Source organism: Ancylobacter radicis (assembly GCF_018449475.1).
Classification (GTDB): domain Bacteria; phylum Pseudomonadota; class Alphaproteobacteria; order Rhizobiales; family Xanthobacteraceae; genus Ancylobacter; species Ancylobacter radicis.
The window spans coordinates 707757-729194 of sequence record NZ_JAHCQH010000015.1; the positions used below are offsets into that span (position 1 = coordinate 707757).

A 21438-nucleotide genomic window follows, 5' to 3' on the forward strand; every position below is an offset into this window, starting at 1 on the left:
CCGGCCGTGGCCTCCCGCCGTCGCCCGGCGTTCCCCTCCGATTTTTGCCCTGCTCCCTCCGGCGCCGGGACGACCAGCAGCAGATCATGACCCAGCCCGCCCCCGCGCACCCACCGCACAATGACCCATCGGCGGCGCCCCGGCCGATCGTCACGCTCGACCATGTGACCAAACGCTTCCCCGGCGTGGTCGCCAATGATCGCGTCGCCTTCGATCTGTTTCCGGGCGAGGTGCATGTGCTGCTGGGCGAGAACGGCGCGGGCAAGTCGACGCTGGTCGGCATGCTCTCCGGCCTGCAGACGCCCGATGAGGGCGGCATTCTCATCGACCATCGCGAGGTGCGCATCGCCTCCCCCGCCCGCGCGCTGGAACTCGGCATCGGCACGGTGTTCCAGCATTCCATGCTCGTGCCCTCGCTCAGCGTGGCCGACAACATGGCGCTGGGCGGCCCCTGGTGGTCGCGCCCCGACCGCGCGGGCGTCGCCCGCCGCATGGCGCAGGTCTGCGCCGATATCGGCGTCACCATCGACCCCGCCGCCAAGGTCGGCACGCTCTCGCTCGGCGAGCAGCAGCAGGTGGAGATCGTCCGCGCGCTGATGCGCGGCTCGCGCGTGCTGATCCTCGATGAAGCGACCGCGATGCTGACGCCCAAGGGAGCGGAGGATCTCGGCGCGCTGATGGGCCGGCTGACCCGGCTCGGCATCGCCGTCGTCTTCATCACCCACAAGCTCAACGAGGCGCTGTCCTTCGGCAACCGCATCACCGTCCTGCGGCTCGGCCGCAAGGTCGGCGAGATCGCGCCGGAGCGCCTCGCCGCCCTCGGCCCGGCCGCCGCCACCGCCGAGATCATCCGCCTGATGTTCGGCACCGATGCAGGCGCGCCGGCCGATGCCGCGCCGCGTCGCGCCCGCCCCGGCGCCGCCCCGCTGCTGGTGATCGAGGGCCTCGCTGTGGACGACCCCGCCGTGCCGGTCGAGCGCGTCGACCTCGCGGTCGCGCCGGGCGAAATCCTCGGCCTCGCCGGCATTGACGGTAACGGCCAGAAGCAGTTCGCCGAGGCGCTCGCCGGCCAGCGCCCGCTCCGGGCGGGACGCATCACACTCGCTGGCACGTCGCTGGAGCGCCTCGATGTCGGCGCCCGCCGCGCCCATGGCCTGCGCTATGTCACCGACGATCGTCTGGGCGAGGGCACCATTGGCGGCTTCGCCATCTCGCTCAATTTGCTGCTGAAACAGGTGGGCGAGTCGCCCTTCTGGCGCGCCGGGTTCGACCAGCCCGAGGCCATCGCCGCCCATGCCCGGCGACTGGTCGGCGAATTCGACGTGCGCACCCCAAGCATCGAGACGCCCATCGGCAAGCTCTCCGGCGGCAACATCCAGAAGGCGCTCTTGGCCCGCGAGCTCTCCGGCGCGGCCAAGGCGGTGATCTTCGCCAAGCCGACCTATGGGCTCGACGTGAACAATATCCGCGCCACCCGCCAGCGCATCCGCGAGGCGGCGGATCGCGGCCTCGCCGTCATCCTGATCTCGACGGATCTTGAAGAGGTGCTGGAGCTTTCCGACCGCATCGCCGTGATGTCGCGCGGCGCGGTGGTCGGGGTGGTCGAGAATGATGCCGCGGCCCGTGGCCGGGTCGGTGAACTGATGAGCGGCGTGACGGCATGACGGATACCCAGATCTCCACCCCCGACCTCACCGAGGCCGACCGCCGCGACCAAACGGCCCGCGCGGAAGCCCGCGCCGAGCTCTGGCGCGGCCGTGCGCGCGTCGCCCTGCTGGGCATCGGCCCGGTGATCGGCGCGCTGCTGCTGTCGGCCCTCGTGCTGCTGGCGCTCGGCGTCGACCCCATCGCCTATTACGGCTTCGTCATCGAGCGCGGGCTGATCAATCCTTACGGCCTTCAGGCGACGCTGACGCGCATGGGCCCGCTGCTGCTGCTCGCCGCCGGTCTCATCGTGGCGTTTCGTGCCGGCATCTGGAATCTCGGCGGCGACGGTCAGTTCCTGCTCAGCGCCGTGGTGGTGGCCGCGCTCTGCCCGCTGCTCGCGCCGCATCTGCCGGTATGGCTGGTGCTGCTGGTCGGGCTGGTGGTCGGCGCGCTGGTCGGCGCCGTCTGGTCGGTGCTGCCGGCGCTGCTCAAGGCCTATCAGGGCGTCAACGAGATCATCACCACGCTGATGATGACCTTTCTCGGCGTCTCCTTCGCCAATGTGCTGGTGAAGCTCGCCTTCCGCGACCCCGCGACCACCGTGCCGCAGACCCGCACGCTGGCGGTCGCCGACCGTCTGCCGCGCCTGTTCGACACCACCGTGTCGAGCGGCCTTCTCATCGGCCTCGTCGCGGTGATCGCGGTGCATCTCGTCATGACCCGCACCGCCTTCGGGCTGAAGCTGCGCATTGTCGGCGCCAATCCGCGCGCGGCGATCCATGCCGGCCTGCCGGTGCCGGCGCTCACCGTCGCCGTGTTCGCCCTCTCCGCGGCGCTGGCGGGGCTCGCCGGGGCGGTGGAGATATTGGGCGTGCAGGGCAATGTGCGCGCCGACTGGAACCCGCATTACGCGATGACGGTGATCCCGCTGGTGTTCCTCGCCCGCTTCAACGGCTTCGGCTCGATCGCCTTTGTTTTCCTGTTCTCGGTGCTGTCGATCGGCGGCGAGAGCGCGGCGCGGCGCACCGGCGTGCCGAATTTCTTCACCCTCGTCGTGGTGGCCATCCTGCTCGTGATGCTCGGCGTCGCCGAATATCTCGACCAGCGCCGCCGCGCCGCCGGCAAGTGAGGGGGAGAGACCATGTCCGCTCTGTTCACCGACGCCTTCCTCACCTCCCTCGTTCTCGGCGCGCTGACCGCCGGCATCCCGCTGATGCTGGCCGGGCTCGGCGAGCAGATCTCCGAGAAGGCCGGCGTGCTCAATATCGGCATCGAAGGCATGATGCTGTTCGGCGCCTATGCCGGCTTCCTCGTCGCCTACCACACCGGCTCCATCTGGCTCGGCTTCCTCGGCGGCGCCGTGGGCGGCATGGCGGTGGCGGTACCGATGGCGGTGCTGTGCATCCGCATGGGGCTGAGCCAGATCGTCATCGGCATCGCGCTGACGCTCGGCGCGGAAGGGCTCACCGCCCTGCTCCACCATTTCCAGTTCGCCCAGAGCTACCCGCGCCTGCCGGCGGTGGAGACGCTGCCGATTCCTGTGCTGTCGAGCCTGCCGGTCGTCGGCCCGGCCTTGTTCGACCGGCCGCCCATCGTCTATCTCGCGGTGCTGGCGGTGTTCGTCACGGCCTATGTGTTCCGCGCGACCCAGTTCGGCCTGGCGCTTCAGGCGGCGGGCGACAAGCCGGCGGCGCTGGATGCGGCGGGCGTCGACGTGGTGCGCGTGCGCACCATCGCCGTGCTCATCACCGGCGGCCTTGCCGGCGTCGGCGGCGCCTTCATGGCGGAGGTCGGGGCCGGGATCTTCGTGCCGTTCATGACCAATGGCGCCGGCTTCATCGGCATCGTTCTGGCCATGCAGGCGCGCGGCAAGCCGTTGTGGGTGCTGTGCGGCGCGCTGCTGTTCGGCGCGTGCCTCTCCGCCACCACGGCGCTGCAGGTGGCGGGCGTCAGCATCCCGACCGACGTGATCCAGATGCTGCCCTTCGCCGCCGTGCTCACCGTGCTGGTGCTGTTCGGCCGCAAGGCGAGCCTGCCGCCGGCCCTCGGCACCCATTATGTGCGGGGCGCGCGATGAACACGCCCCGCCCGTCCTCAGCCGGCGTCGATCACCGCCAGCGCGGCGGCGACACCCGCGCCGACATCAACGCTGTGGCCGAGCGCGCCCAGCGCCCCGGCGAGAGCCGTCAGCGCGACCACGGCGTAGAGCGGCTGCGCGGTCGGGCCCATATGGCCGATGCGGGTGAGCTTGCCGAGCGTCTCGCCGCGCCCGGAGGAAAGCACGACGCCGTAGCGGGCGCGCACGGTGGCGCGCAGTTCGGCCTCGTCGATGCCTTCGGGCGTGCGCATGGCGGTCGCGGTGGGCGAGGCGAAGCTCTCTTCAGCGGCCCAGATCGCCAGCCCCATGGCCTTCAGCCCGGCGCGGCAGGCGGCCGCGGTCAGCGCATGGCGCGCCCAGACCTGTTCCGGCCCTTCCGCGAGATAGAGGTCGAGCGCCGCCTCAAGCCCGTTGATCTCGGCGACCGAGGGGGTGAAGGGGAACGGCTTGTCGGCGCGCCAGGCGTCTTCCCAATCGAGAATGCTCAGGATCGAGCCGCGCGGCGCCAGCTTGTTGGCCTTCATCGTCGCCCAGGCGCGGTTCGACACGCCGAGGATGGAGAGGCCCGGCGGACAGCCCAGGCATTTGTTCGGCCCGGTGATCAGCAGGTCGATCTGCGCCGAGGCGGCATCCACCATCATGCCGCCGAAGGACGAGACCGCATCGACCAGGAACAGCGCGCCATGGGCGGCCACCACCGCGCCGATCTCCGCGATCGGGTTGATGGTGCCCGAGGGCGTGTCGTGATGGCAGGCGGCGACAATCGTGATGTCCGGGCGCGCGGTCAGCACGCGGGCCACCTCGGCGGGGTCGATCACCCGGTCATAGGGCACGGCGAGCTCAAGGATGGTGGCGCCGTTGCGCGCGGCCCAGCCTTCAAAACCCTTGGAATAGACGCCGTTGACGAGGTTCAGCACGACATCGTCGGCGCCGATCAGCGAGGCGGCCGCCGCCTCCAGCCCCAGCACCGGCTCGCCCTGCAGAATGACCGGCATGGTCTGCGCCTTCACCACGGTCGCCAGCTTCTCGCTGACCCGCTGATAGGTCGCCTGGAAGGCCGGGTCGTAATCATACAGCACCGTCGAGGCGAGGCCGCGCAGCACCGCCGGATAGGCGTCGACGGGGCCGGTGGTGAGGGTGAAAACCGGAAGATCGGAAGGCGCGTATCGCATGGCGTTGCCCTGGCTCATCGACGGGACGGCAGACATCCGGGGGAAATCGCGGCGAGGGGAGCCAACCAAAATCCAACCGAATTTGCCTCAATGGTTTCAGATTGGCACTGCCGGCGGCGCGGGGCAACCGTGATCCTGCGGCCCGGCGTTTCATATGCGGCATATGGCTTCCCGGCGCCTGCCGAGCCGTCGTCGCGGCGCGCGGCGGGCCGGGCGATCCCGCCCTGCACCGGCGAAAGCGGGGAAGGCGGCGGGGCGCATCTCGACCAGAAGCCAACCAATATTGTAACTGGGACGAACCGGCCATACATTTGGCGGCGGGCCTCGCCCTCGACCTGCCCTCCGACCGCGGCGGCGGAGCGGGCGGGCCGCACAGCAGAACGGAAGTGACCTCGATGGACGCGATAGCGGACAAGACCGGACGCAAGACGCGCGGCGACGCAGGGGCCGGCACCGTTGAGGCCGCCGGCATCGAGGAACTGGTGGACTCGATCCGCGCCATCATCGCCCGCACCGGCAGCGTGCCGCCGGAGCGCGTGGTCGCCGAGGAACTCAGCGTCAAGCGCCACACGCTGCGCCGCGCGCTCGGCGTGCTCAGGGCGCGCGGCGAGCTGGAGCCGGCGCGGGCCGGACGGCGCGCCTCGACCGCCATCGACAGCAGCCGCAGCCTGGTCAACTCCACCAACCCGCTCGAGGTGATGGAGCTGCGCCTGATGCTGGAGCCCTCGCTGGCCCGGCTCGCCGCGCTGCGCGCCAGCCCGGTGGAGATCGACCGCATCCTGCGCGCCGCCACCACCCCGCCGGACGCCGACCCGATCGAGGCGGACATGGTGTTCCATAAATCGGTCGCCGCCGGCGCCCGCAACGCGCTGGCCTCCGAGCTTTACGTGCTGCTGCACCGCGTCGCCAATGATGGCCGGCTGCGCTTCACCGACAGCGACGCCACGCTGCTGCCCGAGCGCGTGCGGCTGCGCGATGCCGAGCACCGGCAGATCGCCGAGGCGATCGCCGCGCGCGACCCGGAAGCGGCCGAGCGCGGCATGTGGCAGCACCTCGCGACGCTGCAGCAGAAGATCATGGGGCGGCTGGCGCCGGGCGGCTCGCTCTAGCGCCTCCCGCCTCCCCTCCCGCACCGCGCTGACACCCGCGCCGCCGCGCGGAACGCCCCTTCATGCCCGTTCGCACCCGGAGACGCCTTCGATGACCTCCTTCGACATTCTTATCATCGGCGCCGGCTCGGCCGGCTGCGTGCTGGCGGCGCGGTTCTCGGAGAATCCCGCTATCCGCGTCGGCGTGCTGGAGGCCGGCGAGCACCCGAGCGACCCGGACATCGCCATCCCGCAGAAATGGCCGTCCCTGCCGGACCGCCCCTATGACTGGGCCTACCGCACCATCCCCCAGCCGGGCACGGCGAACCGCGTCCATCCCTGGCCGCGCGGGCGCATTGTCGGCGGGTCGAGCTGCCTGCACGCCATGGCCCATGTGCGCGGCCATGCGGACGATTTCGCGCCCTGGGCGCTGGCGACCGGGGATGCCCGCTGGTCCTATGCGGGCCTGCTGCCGGGCTTTCGCCGCAGCGAGGCGTTCTCGCGCGGCGCGGACGCCCATCATGGCGGCGACGGCCCGCTCACCGTCTATCTGCCGGATGACGAGCTCAGCCCGGTGGTGCGCGCCTATATGGCGGCGGGGGTGGCGCGCGGCGTGCCGCTGATCGGCGATCACAATGCCGGCCCGCTCAACGGCGTCGCCGCCAATTCGCTGACCATCCGCGATGGCAAGCGCGTCAGCGCGGCCGATGCCTATCTGCTGCCGGCACTCGAGCGGCCGAACCTCACCCTGATCACCGGCGCGCGCGTGCACCGGCTGGTGGTCGCCGGCTCCCGCATCACCGGCGTGGAGGCGGAGATCGCCGGCGCGCCCGCGACCTTCTCGGCCGGCATGATCTGCCTGTGCGCCGGCGCCATCGCCTCGCCGCTGCTGCTGATGCGCTCCGGCATCGGCCCGGCGTCCGATCTGAAGGCGGCCGGCATCGCCTGCATCGCCGATAGGCCCGGTCTCGGCGGCAATCTGCATGATCACCTGCTGACCGCCGGCAATGTCTACCGCGCGCGCCGGCCGGTGCCGCCGTCACGGCTGCAGCATTCGGAATCGCTGATGTATCTGAACGCCGCCGACCCGACCCGGCCGGACGGGCGCCCGGATGTGGTGCTCGGCTGCGTCGCCGCGCCCAGCGTCTCGGAGTGCCTGGCGCCCCCCGCCTATGGCACCGCCTACACACTCCTGTCCGGCGTCACCCACCCGACCAGCCGGGGCCGGCTCACCGTCACCGGACCTGACCTCGACGACGCCCCGCGCATCGACCCGGCCTATCTCTCCACCGATCATGACCGCGCGATGGCCCGCCGGGCGCTGCAACTCGCCCGCGAGATCGGCCATTCGCCGGCGCTGGACGAGTGGCGGGCGGAGGAAATCCATCCCGGCCTTGATGTGCGCAGCGAAACGGAAATCGACGCCTTTCTGGCCCGCGCGGTCATCACCCATCACCACCCGGTCGGCACCTGCCGCATGGGGGCGGAAGCTATGGGCGCCGACAGTCTGGGAGCGGACAGCCCGAGCGTGGTCGACCCCGACCTCAAGCTGCACGGCTTCGAGGGCCTGCACGTGGTCGACGCCTCGGTGATCCCGACCATCCCCTCCGGCCCCGTCCACGCCGCCATCCTCGCCATCGCGGAGACCTTTGCGGCGGGGCGGTGAGGGGGTGGCAGTCAATTGGGGGAAGCTGGGTCGCTTCGGGATCGAAACTGTAGTGACTATGATCCCTGCTAAGGACGGGCCAACCGGCACGTGCCAGATTGTCGGCCGTCGGCTTTGCACCAGAAGCGGCCGCTTGCCGAGGTCGCAACCCATATCGGCTTTGGGGTGGAAAGCCGAATTGCAGCTTTTGCGGGACCGTCCGGGAAAGCGGACGTCATTCTAGACAAAGTCTGCTCCGCAATCAGTCCGCCGCACTTGGTGACGGCCCTATGGAAATGGAAATGCAGCACGCTGATCGCCTCTCCTGTGGCGTCGCGCAAGCTCAAGAATTTTGCCCTCACGAACTGACTTGAGGGATGCATGTTGCGGCCCAGATAGCATTGGAGAGACAAAGTTCGGTGGAACGGCTAAACGTGGCGGTCAACCGACTCATGTAGGGACATTCTACGCCGATGCGAGTTTCAGCGTTGAACCATATACGCAATGGCGACGACGAACGCTGGCCACAAATTGCGGCAGCAGAGGTACGCAGCGGTGAGAAGTTGCAGGAGCTCGCTGCGTTGATGGGTGATTTGTTACCAACGGATGAGGGTAGCGCGGTCGTCTTCGGCTCGATGGCTCGAGGAGAGTTTACCGGTGGGAGCGACCTCGACTGGACGATCTTGATCGACGGGCGGGCGGATTCCCTCCATCAAAAGCTCGTTCATCAGCTCAGCGGGAGGCTGACCGATGCAAATTTCATCAAGCCAGGTCCTACCGGGGTTTTCGGCGGGCTGATATTCAGCCATGACCTCGTGCACGCAGTCGGTGGGGACGAAGACAGCAACAAGAACATGACGAGGCGCTTGCTGCTCTTGTTGGAATCCCGCGCCGTTCAAACTGCCAGCAGCGAAGAGGTGCGGGCACGTATCATCAATGCCATCTTGAGCAGATACGTCGAGGAGGATGCGAGCTTCATTCGAAGCAACACTCGTGCGGACAAGATTCCGAGGTTCCTTCTTAATGACGTGGTCCGGTTCTGGCGCACAATGGCGGTGGACTACGCAAATAAGTATCGCGCTCGCGCCGGAGACAAGTGGGCTCTGCGCAATATCAAGCTTCGCATGTCCCGCAAACTGTTGTTCGTTTCAGGTTTTTTCATGTGTATCTCATGGGCTTTGCGTGAGAGCAGTTGCGAGGAAGGGGCGTTTCTCACACAGGATCTGGTAAGCCACCTGACTACGTGGACCAACAGAACGCCGTTGGAGTCCTTGGCAGCAATGGTTACAGCTCACGCGCCGGATCTCGCTGGACAAATTTTCGATAACTACGACGCATTTATCGCGCTTCTGAACGACACCCAAAAGCGAGAACGGCTTGAAAATCTGTCTCCCTACGCCGCCTACGAAGATGATATATTCTTACAGGCTCGTTCAATTTCTTTGAGTTTCGACGATGCTCTCACGAAGCTGCTATTCGATTCCAGTGACGACGTAACGAAACTAGTCAAGAAATATGGGGTCTTCTGATGAGCGTTATTGGGTTCTCGACAGGCGCAATCGCCTTGGATGACTTTGAAACTGCATTGAGGCTATTAGCCCCCACGCGTGCGAACGCCGTTGAACTCTCGGCTTTAAGAGCCGCAGAACTTCCCGCGCTTCTTGCCGCCCTTCCGCTTAAATTCTCGGAACTGCAGCGCCGATACAAGTACATAAGCTTTCACGCACCCACTAATTTTGATGATGAGCGCGGCCTGGTACAGCAGTTAAAAGTCATTGCTAACATGGGACTGAACATAGTCGTCCATCCGGATACCATGCACGATTTCGCCGCCTGGCGGTTGTTGGGTGCGCGACTTTGCATTGAAAACATGGACTCTCGCAAACCAACCGGTAGAACCGCCGATGAACTGGCTCCGTTCTTTGACCTTTTGCCGGAAGCTCAGCTCTGTTTTGACGTAGCGCATGCCAGGCAGGTCGACTCGTCTATGACAGAAGCGGTGCGAATTTTACGCCGGTACGCGGGGCGCTTAGCCCAAGTTCATATCAGCGAGGTTAACAGCAAAGGTCGACACTTCACAATGTCCTTCGCTGCGAAGTTGGCATACGCGCCGTTCGCCGCGCAGCTGTCGCGAATTCCTGTCATCATCGAAGCAATGGTCAAACGAGATGAGATCGGCAGTGAGATCGTGGCGACGGAGGGCATCCTGACCGCAGGCACCGAGAGGGCCTTAGGGGGGGGGGCGAGATCAGGCGGTATGGCCCTTGCGTAACACAAGCCTCCCAAGCCCTATCAGCATTTATAAATGAGGTCCGAAAGCAACGTCCGCTTTTCGTGATTTACAGAAATCATGCAAATGACCGAGATGGGGTCGCACGCGAACATAATGAGCAAAGCGCCCGAGCGGCAGCAACGGCCCCCCACCCCTTCCCCTCCGCCTCACGACCGCTTATCTAAAACGCGATCCATTCCCGTCGCCCCGGCCTTGAACCGGGGTTGGCAAGGAGCGCCAGACATGTTCATCCAGACCGAAGCCACGCCCAATCCTGCCACGCTGAAATTCCTGCCCGGCCGTTCCGTGCTCGGGGCCGGGACGTTCGAGGCGCGCGATGCCGGGGAGGCGGCGCGTTCGCCGCTCGCCGCCCGGCTGTTCGAGGTGCCGGGCGTCACCGGCGTGTTCTTCGGCTCGGATTTCGTCACCGTGACCAAGGAACAGGGCGAGTGGGCGCATCTCAAGCCCGCCATCCTCGGCGCCATCATGGAGCATTTCGTCTCCGGCCAGGCGCTGCTGCCCGAGGACCATCAGCATGTCGCCGATGACGCCTTCTTCGAGGCCAAGGACGCCGGAATCGTCGACACGATCCGCGAGCTGATCGACACAAGGGTGCGCCCAGCGGTGGCCAATGATGGCGGCGACATCACCTTCCGCGGCTATAAGGACGGGATCGTTTTTCTGGCGATGAAGGGCTCCTGCGCCGGCTGCCCCTCCTCCACCGCGACGCTGAAGAACGGCATCGAGAACCTGCTGCGCCATTTCGTGCCGGATGTGGTCGAGGTGCGACCGGTCTGATCGGCCGGGCGCGCCCGTTTCGGTGTTTTTATACCTCCAGATGGCGGCCGGGCCGGCCACACTGGCCTCATCGTCCGCCTGACTGCACTGACCGGCCGGCGGTTCCGGCGGCCCGGCGCGCGCTCTTTTCATCCGGCGCCGGCCATGCGCATGGTGGGGGTCCGGTGAAGGATGTTCCATGCTGATTCTGGCCCTCGATACCGCCCTTGAGGCCTGTTCCGTCGCGCTGCACGACACGCTGACCGACCGCACGCTCGCCAGCGACAGCCGCGACATGGCGCGCGGCCATGCCGAGGCGCTGGTGCCGATGGTCGAGGAGGTGATGCGCGCGAGCGGGCTAAGCTTCGGGGATATCGAGCTTTTCGCCGTCACCGTGGGGCCGGGCAGCTTCACCGGGCTGCGGGTCGGGCTGTCCGCCGCGCGCGGTTTCGGCCTCGCCACCGGGCGGCCGGTGATCGGCGTCACGACGCTGGCGACGCTCGCCGCGCCGCTGCTGGCGGAGGACGATTCCATCCCCGTCGCCGCCGCCATCGACGCCCGGCACGGCAATGTCTACCTGCAGATGATCGGCGCCTCCGGGCGCATTCTGGTGGGCGCGCGGGCGATGGCGGTCAAGGATGCTGCACGCGTTGTCGCCATCGGCCCCGTCCGCCTCGTAGGCTCCGGCGCCCCCCTCCTCACCGAGGTCTGGCCGCCCGGCGAGCGCCCGCCCTTGGAGGTATATAAATACTCCACGCCGGACCCTGTCTGGCTGGCGCGGCTCGCCAGCGTGGCCGATCCGACCCGCTCGGAGCCGCGCCCGCTCTATCTGCGGGACGCCGACGCCAAGCCGCAGACGGCCGGCCGCATCGCCCGGCGATGACGCGCAAGTTATTGGAAAGGCTCGGCTTTGGCCGACAGAATCCGACGCTGCGCGCCGCCCGGCCGGACGACGCGCCGGCGCTGGCGCAGCTTCACGCGGCCGCTTTCCGCATCGGCTGGGGCGCGGACGAGTTCGAGCGACTGCTGACCAACCGGCTCACCCGCGCCCTCGTCGCGACCGACCGGCCGGGAGGTGCCATTGTAGGGTTCGTGTTGTTAAGTGGCGTGAATCCGGAAATCGAGATTTTATCCATCGCGGTATTAAAACACCGGCGCGGCGCCGGCATCGGCCGCCTTCTGATCGACACCGCCTTCGGCGCGCTGGCGGCGGAGGGCTTCACCACGGTGTTTCTGGAGGTGGAAGAGGGCAATGCGGCGGCGATCAAGCTCTATCAGCGCAGCGGTTTCCACGAGATCGGCAGGCGCCAGGGCTATTATCGCGACGCCGCCGGCGAGCCCCGCGCGGCCCTGATGATGCGCCGGGATATCGCCTGAACCGTTCCCACGAAACGATTGCCCTTTGCCACCGCCATGCGCCATAACGCGTCAACGACGGAGACCAGCCGTAGATGAACGACAAGCCGACCGCCATCGAGGAAGCCTGCATCACGCGGGGTCTGCGCATGACGGACCAGCGGCGGGTCATCGCCCGCATCATCGCCGACGCGCAGGACCATCCCGACGTGGAGGAACTGCACCGACGCGCTGTCGCGATCGACGATCGCATCTCCATTTCAACCGTCTACCGGACCGTCAAGCTGTTCGAGGATTCCGGTATCATCGAACGCCACGACTTCCGCGACGGCCGCTCGCGCTATGAGCCGGTGCCCGATGAGCACCATGACCACCTGATCGACCTGCGTTCGGGCCATGTGGTGGAGTTCCGCTCGGAGGAAATCGAGCGGCTGCAGGAAGAAATCGCCCGCCAGCTCGGCTACCGTCTGGTCGGCCATCGCCTGGAACTCTACGGCGTGCCGCTCGACAAGAAGAGCTGAGCGGGCCCCATGCGCGCCTGGCTGGTGCTGGTGCCTGTGGTGCTGGTGACGCTCATCGGCCTGCCGCTGCAGTGGCTCTCCCTCGCCTTCCGCCTCCCCACAAGCCGCACTATCCCTTTGATATATCATCGAATTTTGTTGGCGCTGATCGGCGTGCGGGTCACAGTGAAAGGCTCCGTGTCGCGCCAGCGGCCGCTGCTGGTGGTCTCCAACCATGTCTCCTGGCTCGACATCATGGTGCTCGGCGCGCAGATGCCGCTCTGCTTCGTGGCCAAGAGCGAGGTGGGTCGCTGGCCGGGCATTGGCCTGCTCGCCCGGCTTCAGCGCACCATCTTCGTCGACCGATCTTCACGCACGGCCACCGCACGGGTCGCCGGCGAGATGGCCGAGCGGATGAAGAGTGGCGATCCTGTCGTGCTATTCGCCGAGGGGACGTCGAGCGATGGTAATCGAGTGCTGCCTTTCCGCTCGGCGCTGATCGGCGCGGCCCGGCAGGCGATGGGGGGCGGCGCAGACGCCGCAACCATCCAGCCGCTCGCCATCGCCTATGTCGGGCAGGCGGGCATCCCGCTCGGCCGGCCCCGCCGGCCCCTCACCGCCTGGTATGGTGATATGGATTTGGTGCCGCATTTGATGGAGGTGCTGCGTCGCGGCGCCATTGATGTCGAACTCCATTTCGGCCCGCCGCTCGATGGTGCGAACCGCAAGGCAGCGACGGTGCAGGCGGAAGCCTCTGCCCGCCGCATGCTGGCCCAGGCCCTCACCGGCCGCGCGCGCTGAGGCGCAACAGGAGTCGTGAAAATCCTCATCGGCGCCCGATGCCGGCCGCCTGCGCATTTCCTTTTCGAGGGAATCCCGTTACACAAGGGGTAGGGCGTTCTTTGTGGAGACATAGGCGATCTCGACCTCGGTGCGAGTGGCGATTTGCGGGAGCGCCTTTTCAGGGGCGCGCCTGCCGCGTGCCCGGAGCTTCAACGGGATGACCGCAGGCGCCCGACGGGCGGCGCGGGCCGGGTCGATCAACACGCATGAGTGAGCCGCGCAAACTTTACGTCCGCTCCTTTGGTTGCCAGATGAACGTCTATGACGCCCAGCGCATGACGGACACGCTCGCCAAGGAAGGTTATGTCGAGACCGACACGCCGGACGACGCCGATCTGGTGATTCTCAACACCTGCCATATCCGCGAGAAGGCCGCCGAGAAGGTCTATTCCGAGCTCGGCCGGCTGCGCAAAGGGCAGGAAGAGTCCGGGCGCCGCTCCATGATTGCTGTCACCGGCTGCGTTGCGCAGGCCGAGGGCGCGGAGATCGTCAAGCGTGCCCGCGCGGTCGATCTGGTGATCGGCCCGCAGAGCTATCACAAGCTACCCGAACTGATCGCACAGGCCGAGGCGCGCGGCAGCAACCGCCGCGCCGGCATCGTCGAAACCGAGTTCCCGGTCGAGGACAAGTTCGACTTCCTGCCCCCGCCGACCCGCGCCGCCATCGCCAAGCGCGGCCCGACCGCCTTCGTGACCGTGCAGGAGGGTTGCGACAAGTTCTGCACCTTCTGCGTCGTGCCCTATACGCGCGGCGCCGAAGTCTCGCGCCCGCTGTCCAAAATCCTCGACGAAGTGATCCGCCTTGCCGATGGCGGGGTGCGCGAGATCACTCTCATCGGCCAGAACGTCAATGCCTATCACGGCCCGGATGCCACCGGCCAGCCGGTGGGCCTCCCGGAACTCGTGCGCCGCATCGCCGAAGTGCCGGGCATCGCCCGCGTGCGCTACACGACCAGCCACCCGCGCGACATGGACGAGGAGCTGATCGCCGCCCATCGCGACATGCCCGCGCTCATGCCCTATCTGCACCTGCCGGTTCAGTCGGGCTCGAACCGCATTCTCGCGGCGATGAACCGCAAGCATGACCGCGAGCTGTTCTTCGAGATCGTGGCCAAGGTACGCGCCGCGCGGCCGGACATCGCGTTCTCCTCGGATTTCATCGTCGGGTTTCCCGGTGAGACCGACGAGGATTTCGCCGACACGATGGATCTCGTGGAAAAGGTCGGCTTCGCCAGCGCCTTCTCGTTCAAGTACTCGTCGCGGCCGGGCACGCCGGCAGCGGGTCTGGGCGAGCAGGTGCCGGAAGACGTGAAGTCGCAGCGAATCTACGCGCTCCAGGCATTGCTCGACCGCCAGAAGGCCGCCTTCGACGCGGCCTGCCGCGGGCGCCGCTTCGACATCCTGCTGGAAAAAGTGGGTCGCTTTCCGGGTCAACTTATCGGCCGCTCGCCCTATCTCCAGTCGGTGGTGGTCGAGGCCCCGGCCGAGGCTATCGGCACGCTGGCCAGCGTCATCGTGCGGGATGTGAGCACCAAGAGTCTTTCCGGTGAGATCCTCGGCGGGGAATTCTTCGCCACGGAAGCCGGGATGGAAACGCGTATCCGAGGACAGAGCGAGAAGGTGGAGGCGTGAGCGTGCGTCGACCGGGTTCCTATCCTGACCGTGCCTTGGTTCCCGCCCGCGGCAATGCGGGCGCAACGACGCCGCCGAAACCGAACCGTGTCGAGGCCCGCTGGACAGAAACACGGGACGATGCGACCGGGCAGATCGTGCTGGCTTTCGACGACAACCGGCTGGCGAGCCTGCTGTTTGGCCATTACGGCCAGAACCTTGCCCTGATCGAGCGGCGGCTGGAAATCGTCGCCGAGCAGCGGGGCAACCACGTCACGCTGGAAGGCCCGCGCGACGTCTGCGACCAGGCCCGCCATGTGCTGGAAACGCTGTATGCCCGGCTGAAGAAGGGTGGCGAGATTGCTCCCGGCGATGTCGAGGGCGTGCTGCGCGAGGCCGCCTCGCAGGGCGTGCTGTTCGAGTTCGATCCCGCCGCGCGGCGCCAGAGCTTCGACGAGATCCAGGTGCGCCGGCGCCCAGTGCGCGCACGTACGGCCGCGCAGGATGCCTATATCCGCGCGCTGAAGCGCCACACGCTGGTGTTCGGCGTTGGTCCGGCGGGCACCGGCAAGACCTGGCTGGCGGTCGCTCATGCGGTCCATCTGCTGGAGCGGCGAGTGGTCGACAAGCTCATTCTCTCGCGCCCCGCGGTGGAGGCGGGCGAGCGGCTCGGCTTCCTGCCCGGCGACATGAAGGAGAAGGTGGATCCATACCTCCGCCCGATCTACGACGCGCTGCACGACCTGATGGACCGCGCCTTTGTCGAGCGCGCGCTCATCTCCGGCGAGATCGAGATCGCCCCGCTCGCCTTCATGCGTGGGCGCACGCTGGCCAATGCCTGCGTGATCCTCGACGAGGCCCAGAACACCACCTCGATGCAGATGAAGATGTTCCTCACCCGCCTCGGCGAGAACTCGCACATGATCGTGACCGGCGATCCCAGCCAGATCGACCTGCCGCCCGGCCAGACCTCGGGCCTTGGCGAGGCGGTCGCGCTGCTGAAGAATGTCGAAGGCGTCGAGGTCTGCCATTTCGAAGCCGCCGACGTGGTGCGCCATGAACTGGTGGGCCGGATCGTCGCCGCCTATGATGGCAAGCTTGCCGCGCAGCGTGCCCGGGCAGAGACGCGCGCCAACGTGCTCGCCGAAGGCACACCGACGGCGGAAGCCGAGGCCCCGCCGCGATGAGCGAGGAGCCATTCATAGAGGTCGATGTGCTCGTGGAGGCCGACGCGTGGTCGGCCCACCCGCTCGCAGCCGATCTCGTGGCCAGAGCGGTACGTGCCGCCTGCGCGGGCGTACTTGGTGCCTATGAACTCGACATCGAGAGCGGCGCCGAGATCGCGGTGAAGCTCACTGACGACGCCACGATCCAGGCGCTCAACCGCGACTGGCGGGGCAAGGACTACGCGACCAACGTGCTGTCCTTTCCCACACCGGAAGTGGTACGCGCTGGCGGCGATCCCCATCTGGGCGATATCGCCATCGCTCTTGAGACGCTGACGCGCGAGGCGCAGGAGGAGGGCAAACCCTTCGCCGACCACCTCCAGCATCTTGCGGTCCATGGTACGCTGCATCTCCTCGGCTTCGATCATGAAGTCGCAGAGGAGGCCGAGGAGATGGAGGCGATGGAGCGTGACATCCTTGCCGAACTCGGCGTACCCGATCCCTATGCCGACACCGAACCCGTTCAACAGCTGCATTGAAAAGGCCAATGTCCGACCCTGTTTCCACCGCCGCCTCCTCCCCCTCGGGCAGCGAAGGCGCTGCCAACGGCCCAAGTAGCGGACCCAGTAGCGGCCCGAGCCAGAGTAGAAGCGCCGCTTCGGCCGGCGCGGGTGACCATCGCCCTGCCGACCCTCGCGGCGGCCTTTTCGATCGGCTGCGCCAACTGATTGGCGGCCGACGCTTCTCCGGTTCGCTGCGCACCGATCTCGCCGAGGCGCTCTCGGCCAATATCGACACCGCGGCCGACCTCACCGCTACCGAACGCTCGATGCTGAAGAGCGTGCTTGGCCTGCGCGAATTGCGCATTGGCGACCTCATGGTGCCAAGGGCCGACATCGTCGCGGTGCAGAAGGACATCACGCTCGGCGAATTGCTGACCGTCTTCGCCAATGCCGGCCATTCGCGGCTCGTGGTCTATGACGACACGCTCGATGACCCGGTCGGCATGGTCCATATCCGCGACCTCGTCGCCTATCTCACCCAACGCGCCATGACGCCGCGCAAGGATGGCGGCAAGGCGCTCGGCGGTGCGGCAAGGCGCAGCGACGGCATCCGGGAAGACGGAACCAGGGCCGAAACGGCCAAGCATGTCCCCGCCTTCAATCTGAAGGCGATCGACCTCGCGGCCTCGCTCAGTGCGGCGAAGCTGATCCGCCGGCTGCTCTTTGTGCCACCCTCCATGCCCTCCATCGAGTTGCTGGCCAGCATGCAGGCGAGCCGCATCCATCTCGCCCTTGTCATCGACGAGTATGGCGGCACAGACGGCATCGTCTCGATGGAAGATCTGGTCGAGGTGATCGTCGGCGACATTGAGGACGAGCATGACGACGATGACGGCCCGCTGATCCTGCGCCAGGCGGATGGCAGCTTCATCGCGGATGCCCGTGCGGGCCTCGAGGAAGTGGCGGAATTGGTGGATCCGGCCTTCGCTCTTGGCGAGGAGGCCGAAGAGGTCGACACGCTGGGCGGCCTTCTGGTTACGCTTGCCGGGCGTGTGCCGGTGCGCGGCGAGATCGTGCCGGGGCCGGGCAATTTCGAGATCGAGGTGCTCGATGCCGACCCTCGCCGCGTCAAGCGGCTGAGGCTCAGCCCGAGCGGAACGGGCACAAATAAGGCGGCGCATGCGCTTCGTGTCGCCGGCCGGGAGGAGCGATCGTCCTCCACCAGCCTTCCGCCGCCGGCTGAACAGGGCGGAGGGCCGCGTCCCGGCTCCCAACAGGACCCGGATGCGGCGGCGTAAGAGAGCCTCGCAATGCTGATCTCAGAGGTTCTGCGGGCCGCGTCCGGACGCCGACGCGGGTTCGCGGCCCTTGTGGCAGGCGCCATGTCGGCACTCGCCATGCCCCCCTTCGGGTTGTGGCCGGTGCTGGCCCTGACGCTGCCGGTGCTGGTCTGGCTGATCGACCAGGCCGCGACCCATGCCAGCCCATGGCGCCGGTTCCGCGCGGCCTTCGGCATGGGTTGGCTGTTCGGGTTCGGCTATTTCATCGCCGGGCTCTGGTGGATCGGGATGGCGTTTCTGGTCCAGGCGGACATGTTCGTCTGGCTCATGCCTTTCGCCGTCATCGGCGTGCCGGCCTTTCTGGCTCTGTTTGTCGCGCTCGGTTGCGGCCTTGCCAGCTTCGCCTGGAGCCGCGGCGCCGGACGGGTGCTGGTGTTCGCGATCGCGCTGACCCTCACCGAATGGCTGCGCGGCCATGCACTGACCGGTTTCCCCTGGAACAATTTCGGCTATGCCTTGGCCGATGACCTGCGCTTTGCACAGGCCAGCGCGGTCATCGGACTGTCTGGCCTATGCCTTCTCACTCTGGCGACGCTCGCCACGCCCGCCCTGCTGTTCGACCGGGATCGGCCCCGTGCAGCGCGCCAGCGCCCGCTAGGGCTGGCGGTGCTGCTTCTGGCGCTGGTTTGGGGTGCCGGACAATGGCGCCTCGCCACCACCGAGATCGGCACCGTGCCGGGTGCGCGGCTACGGATCATGCAGCCTGACCTGCCGCAGGATCAGAAGTTCCGCTACGACGCCCGGCGCAGCGTCATGGACCTCTACATCGCCACCAGCGAGAGCCAAGGCGGGCTTGCTGAGGTTACCCATCTGTTCTGGCCGGAATCGGCCTTTCCCTTCTTCCTTGAACGCGAGCCCGAGGCGCTGGCGCGCATTGCCGCCATGCTCCCGGATGGCGCGGTGCTGGTGACGGGCGCGGTGCGGCTGGGAGCGAGTGGAAGCAATGGCCGCCCGCAAGCCTTCAACAGCCTGCGCATCATCGACAGCCAGGGAGGCTTTGCTGGCTCGGCCGACAAGGTGCATCTCGTTCCGTTCGGCGAATATCTGCCGTTTCAGGAAACGCTCGAGACTCTCGGCATCGAGCAACTCACCCGCCAGCGCGGTGGCTTCACCGCCGGTGAAACACGCCGCCTGATGCCGATCCCCGGCCTGCCGGATGCGGTGCCGCTGATCTGCTATGAAGCGATCTTTCCCGAAGACCTCGTCCCGCGCGGCGCACCCGGCGCGGGCCGTCCCGGCTTCCTCCTGAACATGTCCAACGATGCCTGGTTCGGTCTGACGCCGGGCCCTTACCAGCATTTCGAACAGGCGCGATTGCGTGCGGTCGAACAAGGTTTGCCGCTCATTCGCGCCACCAATAACGGCATTTCCGCCATTATCGATCCGCTCGGGCGAGCGGTCGGATTGCTACCCCTTGGTGTGCGCGGCGTGCTTGACGGGGAACTGCCGACGGCTCTCCCGATGACGATTTATGCCCGCTTCGGCAACGGGGTACCGATCGCGCTTCTGGTATGTGCTGCTGTGCTAGCACTTATGCTGCAACGCCGCGATATGCACGCCTAGATTGATCGACGCTGTGGCGAGCTTTGCCTAGACTGACGTTCTCTCGGGTTCGCTTCTCCCATTCCATCGGTTGGGAGAGGTATTTTTTTGCTTGCCGTTGAGGAAGCCTATGACGAAGAAGTCTCCCAATCCGATCGATAAGCATGTGGGCAGCCGAGTGCGGATGCGCCGCATGATGATCGCCATGAGTCAGGAAAAATTGGGGGAGAATCTCGGCATCACGTTTCAGCAGATTCAGAAATACGAGAAGGGCACGAACCGTATCGGCGCCAGTCGTCTGCAGCATATTTCGTCGGTACTAGGGGTACCGATTTCGTTCTTTTTCGACGGCGCCCCGAACGTTCAGCCAATGGCCCAGGGTTTCGCGGACGATGCGTCCCCGGCCTATGTTTCGGACTTCCTCGCAACCTCTGAAGGCATTGCCCTGACGCGGGCCTTCCTTAAAATCACCGACAGCAAGGTGCGCCGCCGCATCGTCGACCTCGTGGAGGCCCTGGCTGGGAACGACGTTGCAACCTGAGGTGCGGGTTGCCGCAGCGTTCTTTTTTCCGAACGCGTCCGCCATAAAGGCTTGACCCGCTGGCGACCACTTGTCAAACAAGTAGGCGCCGGACGCTATGGAACGCGCCGGTCTGACGTGAGGAGCGACACGTGTCCCGGCAATCCTATGTTTTTACTAGTGAATCGGTTTCGGAAGGGCATCCTGACAAGGTTTGCGACCGCATCTCCGATGAGGTGGTCGATGCCTTTTTCAAGTACGGCCCCGAATATGGCTGGGATCCGAGCCATCTGCGTGTCGCCAGCGAGACCCTCGCCACCACCAATCGGGTGGTGATCGCGGGCGAGACCCGCGGCCCCTCGCAGATCACCCATGACTTCCTGTCCCACATCGCCCGGCTGGCGATCAAGGACATCGGCTATGAGCAGGACGGCTTCCATTGGGAAGACTGCGACATCGAGGTGCTGCTGCACGCGCAGTCGGCCGACATCGCCCAGGGCGTCGATTCCGCCAGCAACAAGGATGAAGGCGCCGGCGACCAGGGCATCATGTTCGGTTACGCCTGTCGCGAGACCCCGGAGCTGATGCCGGCCCCGATCTTTTACGCCCACAAGATCCTGAAGCTGCTCGCGGATGCGCGCCACTCCGGCGAGAGCTCGGTGCTCGGCCCGGATGCTAAGAGCCAGGTCACGGTCCGCTATGAGGGCGGCAAGCCGGTCGAAGTCACGCAGATCGTGCTCTCCACCCAGCACCTCGACGCCGATCTGTCGTCGCATGACGTTCAGTCGATCGTCGAGCCCTATATTCGCCAGGCGCTGCCGGACGGCTGGGTGACGCCCTCGACCATCTGGCACGTCAACCCGACCGGCAAGTTCGTGATCGGCGGCCCGGATGGCGATTGCGGCCTCACCGGCCGCAAGATCATTGTCGACACCTATGGTGGGGCGGCCCCGCATGGCGGCGGCGCCTTCTCGGGCAAGGACCCGACCAAGGTGGACCGCTCGGCCGCCTATGCCGCGCGCTATCTCGCCAAGAATGTCGTGGCCGCCGAACTGGCCGACCGCTGCACCATCCAGCTCGCCTATGCCATCGGCGTGTCGGACCCGCTGGCGGTCTATGTCGACCTTCACGGCACCGGCCAGGTCGAGGAAGCCAAGCTCGAGAAGGTGCTGCGCGAGGTCATGAACCTGCGCCCGCGCGGCATTCGCGAGCATCTCGGCCTCAACAAGCCGATCTATGCCCGGACCGCCGCCTATGGCCATTTCGGCCGCGCCCCCGAAGCCGATGGCGGCTTCTCCTGGGAGCGCACCGACCTCGCCGGTGCGATCAAGGCTGCGGTGTCCTGAACCTCACGCGTCC

The 21438-nt window shown here is 66.7% G+C and carries 20 protein-coding genes; 19 read left to right on the forward strand and 1 reads right to left on the reverse strand.

Translation table 11 applies throughout. The features are described from left to right. Window positions 1-86: 86 nt before the first annotated feature. From KIP89_RS09325 to KIP89_RS09335, 3 genes are read left to right on the forward strand one after another with little or no spacing between them, the layout of a single operon-like run. On the forward strand, window positions 87-1664 hold the full coding sequence (locus KIP89_RS09325) for a putative B6 ABC transporter ATP-binding protein (protein ID WP_213755091.1): 1578 nt from the start codon (window positions 87-89) through the stop codon (window positions 1662-1664). Beyond that, on the forward strand, window positions 1661-2776 hold the full coding sequence (locus KIP89_RS09330; RefSeq protein WP_213755092.1) for a putative B6 ABC transporter permease subunit 2: 1116 nt from the start codon (window positions 1661-1663) through the stop codon (window positions 2774-2776). The genes KIP89_RS09325 and KIP89_RS09330 overlap by 4 nt, the downstream gene beginning before the upstream one ends. 12 nt (window positions 2777-2788) lie before the next feature. Beyond that, window positions 2789-3724, forward strand: a complete 936-nt coding sequence (locus tag KIP89_RS09335) for a putative B6 ABC transporter permease subunit 1 (RefSeq protein ID WP_213755093.1) — start codon at window positions 2789-2791, stop codon at window positions 3722-3724. Between the two features lie 17 nt (window positions 3725-3741). On the opposite strand, the gene ppaT is transcribed toward KIP89_RS09335, so the two are convergent. Then, window positions 3742-4917, reverse strand: a complete 1176-nt coding sequence (gene ppaT / locus KIP89_RS09340; protein ID WP_213755094.1) for a pyridoxamine--pyruvate transaminase — start codon at window positions 4915-4917, stop codon at window positions 3742-3744. Between the two features lie 395 nt (window positions 4918-5312). Between ppaT and KIP89_RS09345 the strand changes: the two genes are divergently transcribed. The 16 genes from KIP89_RS09345 (at window position 5313) to metK (ending at window position 21425) form a co-directional block, all read left to right on the forward strand. Beyond that, window positions 5313-6026, forward strand: a complete 714-nt coding sequence (locus KIP89_RS09345) for a FadR/GntR family transcriptional regulator (RefSeq protein WP_213755095.1) — start codon at window positions 5313-5315, stop codon at window positions 6024-6026. A gap of 91 nt (window positions 6027-6117) precedes the next feature. Beyond that, complete coding sequence (locus KIP89_RS09350) at window positions 6118-7671, forward strand: GMC family oxidoreductase (protein ID WP_213755096.1); 1554 nt, start codon at window positions 6118-6120, stop codon at window positions 7669-7671. Between the two features lie 467 nt (window positions 7672-8138). Beyond that, window positions 8139-9179 (forward strand): nucleotidyltransferase domain-containing protein, encoded by a 1041-nt coding sequence (locus tag KIP89_RS09355; RefSeq protein ID WP_213755097.1) that lies wholly within the window; start codon window positions 8139-8141, stop codon window positions 9177-9179. After that, window positions 9179-9922 (forward strand): hypothetical protein, encoded by a 744-nt coding sequence (locus KIP89_RS09360; RefSeq protein WP_213755098.1) that lies wholly within the window; start codon window positions 9179-9181, stop codon window positions 9920-9922. Before KIP89_RS09355 ends, KIP89_RS09360 begins: the two co-directional genes overlap by 1 nt. A 243-nt stretch (window positions 9923-10165) precedes the next feature. After that, window positions 10166-10720 carry a NifU family protein gene (locus tag KIP89_RS09365; protein WP_213755099.1) on the forward strand — a complete coding sequence of 185 codons (555 nt, stop codon included), beginning with the start codon at window positions 10166-10168 and terminating at the stop codon, window positions 10718-10720. Window positions 10721-10898: 178 nt separating this feature from the next. Continuing rightward, on the forward strand, window positions 10899-11582 hold the full coding sequence (tsaB, locus tag KIP89_RS09370) for a tRNA (adenosine(37)-N6)-threonylcarbamoyltransferase complex dimerization subunit type 1 TsaB (protein WP_213755100.1): 684 nt from the start codon (window positions 10899-10901) through the stop codon (window positions 11580-11582). Beyond that, window positions 11579-12076, forward strand: coding sequence for a GNAT family N-acetyltransferase (locus KIP89_RS09375; RefSeq protein ID WP_213755101.1), 498 nt, complete (start codon window positions 11579-11581; stop codon window positions 12074-12076). The genes tsaB and KIP89_RS09375 overlap by 4 nt, the downstream gene beginning before the upstream one ends. A gap of 74 nt (window positions 12077-12150) precedes the next feature. Next, entirely contained in the window at window positions 12151-12576 is a 426-nt protein-coding gene (locus KIP89_RS09380; protein WP_213755102.1) for a Fur family transcriptional regulator, read from the forward strand. A gap of 9 nt (window positions 12577-12585) precedes the next feature. Continuing rightward, window positions 12586-13356: a lyso-ornithine lipid O-acyltransferase gene (olsA, locus tag KIP89_RS09385; protein WP_213755103.1), complete on the forward strand. Its 771-nt coding sequence runs from the start codon at window positions 12586-12588 to the stop codon at window positions 13354-13356. A 248-nt stretch (window positions 13357-13604) separates the two neighbouring features. After that, on the forward strand, window positions 13605-15029 hold the full coding sequence (gene miaB / locus KIP89_RS09390) for a tRNA (N6-isopentenyl adenosine(37)-C2)-methylthiotransferase MiaB (RefSeq protein ID WP_213755104.1): 1425 nt from the start codon (window positions 13605-13607) through the stop codon (window positions 15027-15029). Between the two features lie 134 nt (window positions 15030-15163). After that, on the forward strand, window positions 15164-16195 hold the full coding sequence (locus KIP89_RS09395) for a PhoH family protein (RefSeq protein ID WP_369807116.1): 1032 nt from the start codon (window positions 15164-15166) through the stop codon (window positions 16193-16195). Continuing rightward, window positions 16192-16713: an rRNA maturation RNase YbeY gene (gene ybeY, locus KIP89_RS09400; RefSeq protein ID WP_213755105.1), complete on the forward strand. Its 522-nt coding sequence runs from the start codon at window positions 16192-16194 to the stop codon at window positions 16711-16713. The genes KIP89_RS09395 and ybeY overlap by 4 nt, the downstream gene beginning before the upstream one ends. A gap of 8 nt (window positions 16714-16721) precedes the next feature. Continuing rightward, entirely contained in the window at window positions 16722-17975 is a 1254-nt protein-coding gene (locus tag KIP89_RS09405; protein ID WP_213755106.1) for a CBS domain-containing protein, read from the forward strand. A gap of 12 nt (window positions 17976-17987) precedes the next feature. Continuing rightward, window positions 17988-19580, forward strand: coding sequence for an apolipoprotein N-acyltransferase (gene lnt / locus KIP89_RS09410; protein WP_213755107.1), 1593 nt, complete (start codon window positions 17988-17990; stop codon window positions 19578-19580). A 109-nt stretch (window positions 19581-19689) separates the two neighbouring features. Continuing rightward, window positions 19690-20100 (forward strand): helix-turn-helix domain-containing protein, encoded by a 411-nt coding sequence (locus KIP89_RS09415; protein WP_213755108.1) that lies wholly within the window; start codon window positions 19690-19692, stop codon window positions 20098-20100. Window positions 20101-20231: 131 nt separating this feature from the next. Further along, window positions 20232-21425 (forward strand): methionine adenosyltransferase, encoded by a 1194-nt coding sequence (gene metK, locus KIP89_RS09420; RefSeq protein ID WP_213755109.1) that lies wholly within the window; start codon window positions 20232-20234, stop codon window positions 21423-21425. Window positions 21426-21438: the final 13 nt, after the last annotated feature.

Excerpts from the sequence above, each read along its gene's own strand:
- ppaT (WP_213755094.1), bottom strand. The coding sequence starts at position 4,917 with ATGCGATACGCGCCTTCCGATCTTCCGGTTTTCACCCTCACCACCGGC.
- KIP89_RS09415 (WP_213755108.1), top strand. The coding sequence starts at position 19,690 with ATGACGAAGAAGTCTCCCAATCCGATCGATAAGCATGTGGGCAGCCGA.
- KIP89_RS09330 (WP_213755092.1), top strand. The coding sequence starts at position 1,661 with ATGACGGATACCCAGATCTCCACCCCCGACCTCACCGAGGCCGACCGC.
- KIP89_RS09350 (WP_213755096.1), top strand. The coding sequence starts at position 6,118 with ATGACCTCCTTCGACATTCTTATCATCGGCGCCGGCTCGGCCGGCTGC.
- KIP89_RS09365 (WP_213755099.1), top strand. The coding sequence starts at position 10,166 with ATGTTCATCCAGACCGAAGCCACGCCCAATCCTGCCACGCTGAAATTC.
- olsA (WP_213755103.1), top strand. The coding sequence starts at position 12,586 with ATGCGCGCCTGGCTGGTGCTGGTGCCTGTGGTGCTGGTGACGCTCATC.
- KIP89_RS09345 (WP_213755095.1), top strand. The coding sequence starts at position 5,313 with ATGGACGCGATAGCGGACAAGACCGGACGCAAGACGCGCGGCGACGCA.
- KIP89_RS09335 (WP_213755093.1), top strand. The coding sequence starts at position 2,789 with ATGTCCGCTCTGTTCACCGACGCCTTCCTCACCTCCCTCGTTCTCGGC.
- tsaB (WP_213755100.1), top strand. The coding sequence starts at position 10,899 with ATGCTGATTCTGGCCCTCGATACCGCCCTTGAGGCCTGTTCCGTCGCG.
- KIP89_RS09360 (WP_213755098.1), top strand. The coding sequence starts at position 9,179 with ATGAGCGTTATTGGGTTCTCGACAGGCGCAATCGCCTTGGATGACTTT.
- KIP89_RS09375 (WP_213755101.1), top strand. The coding sequence starts at position 11,579 with ATGACGCGCAAGTTATTGGAAAGGCTCGGCTTTGGCCGACAGAATCCG.
- lnt (WP_213755107.1), top strand. The coding sequence starts at position 17,988 with ATGCTGATCTCAGAGGTTCTGCGGGCCGCGTCCGGACGCCGACGCGGG.
- KIP89_RS09325 (WP_213755091.1), top strand. The coding sequence starts at position 87 with ATGACCCAGCCCGCCCCCGCGCACCCACCGCACAATGACCCATCGGCG.
- KIP89_RS09405 (WP_213755106.1), top strand. The coding sequence starts at position 16,722 with ATGTCCGACCCTGTTTCCACCGCCGCCTCCTCCCCCTCGGGCAGCGAA.
- miaB (WP_213755104.1), top strand. The coding sequence starts at position 13,605 with ATGAGTGAGCCGCGCAAACTTTACGTCCGCTCCTTTGGTTGCCAGATG.
- ybeY (WP_213755105.1), top strand. The coding sequence starts at position 16,192 with ATGAGCGAGGAGCCATTCATAGAGGTCGATGTGCTCGTGGAGGCCGAC.
- KIP89_RS09380 (WP_213755102.1), top strand. The coding sequence starts at position 12,151 with ATGAACGACAAGCCGACCGCCATCGAGGAAGCCTGCATCACGCGGGGT.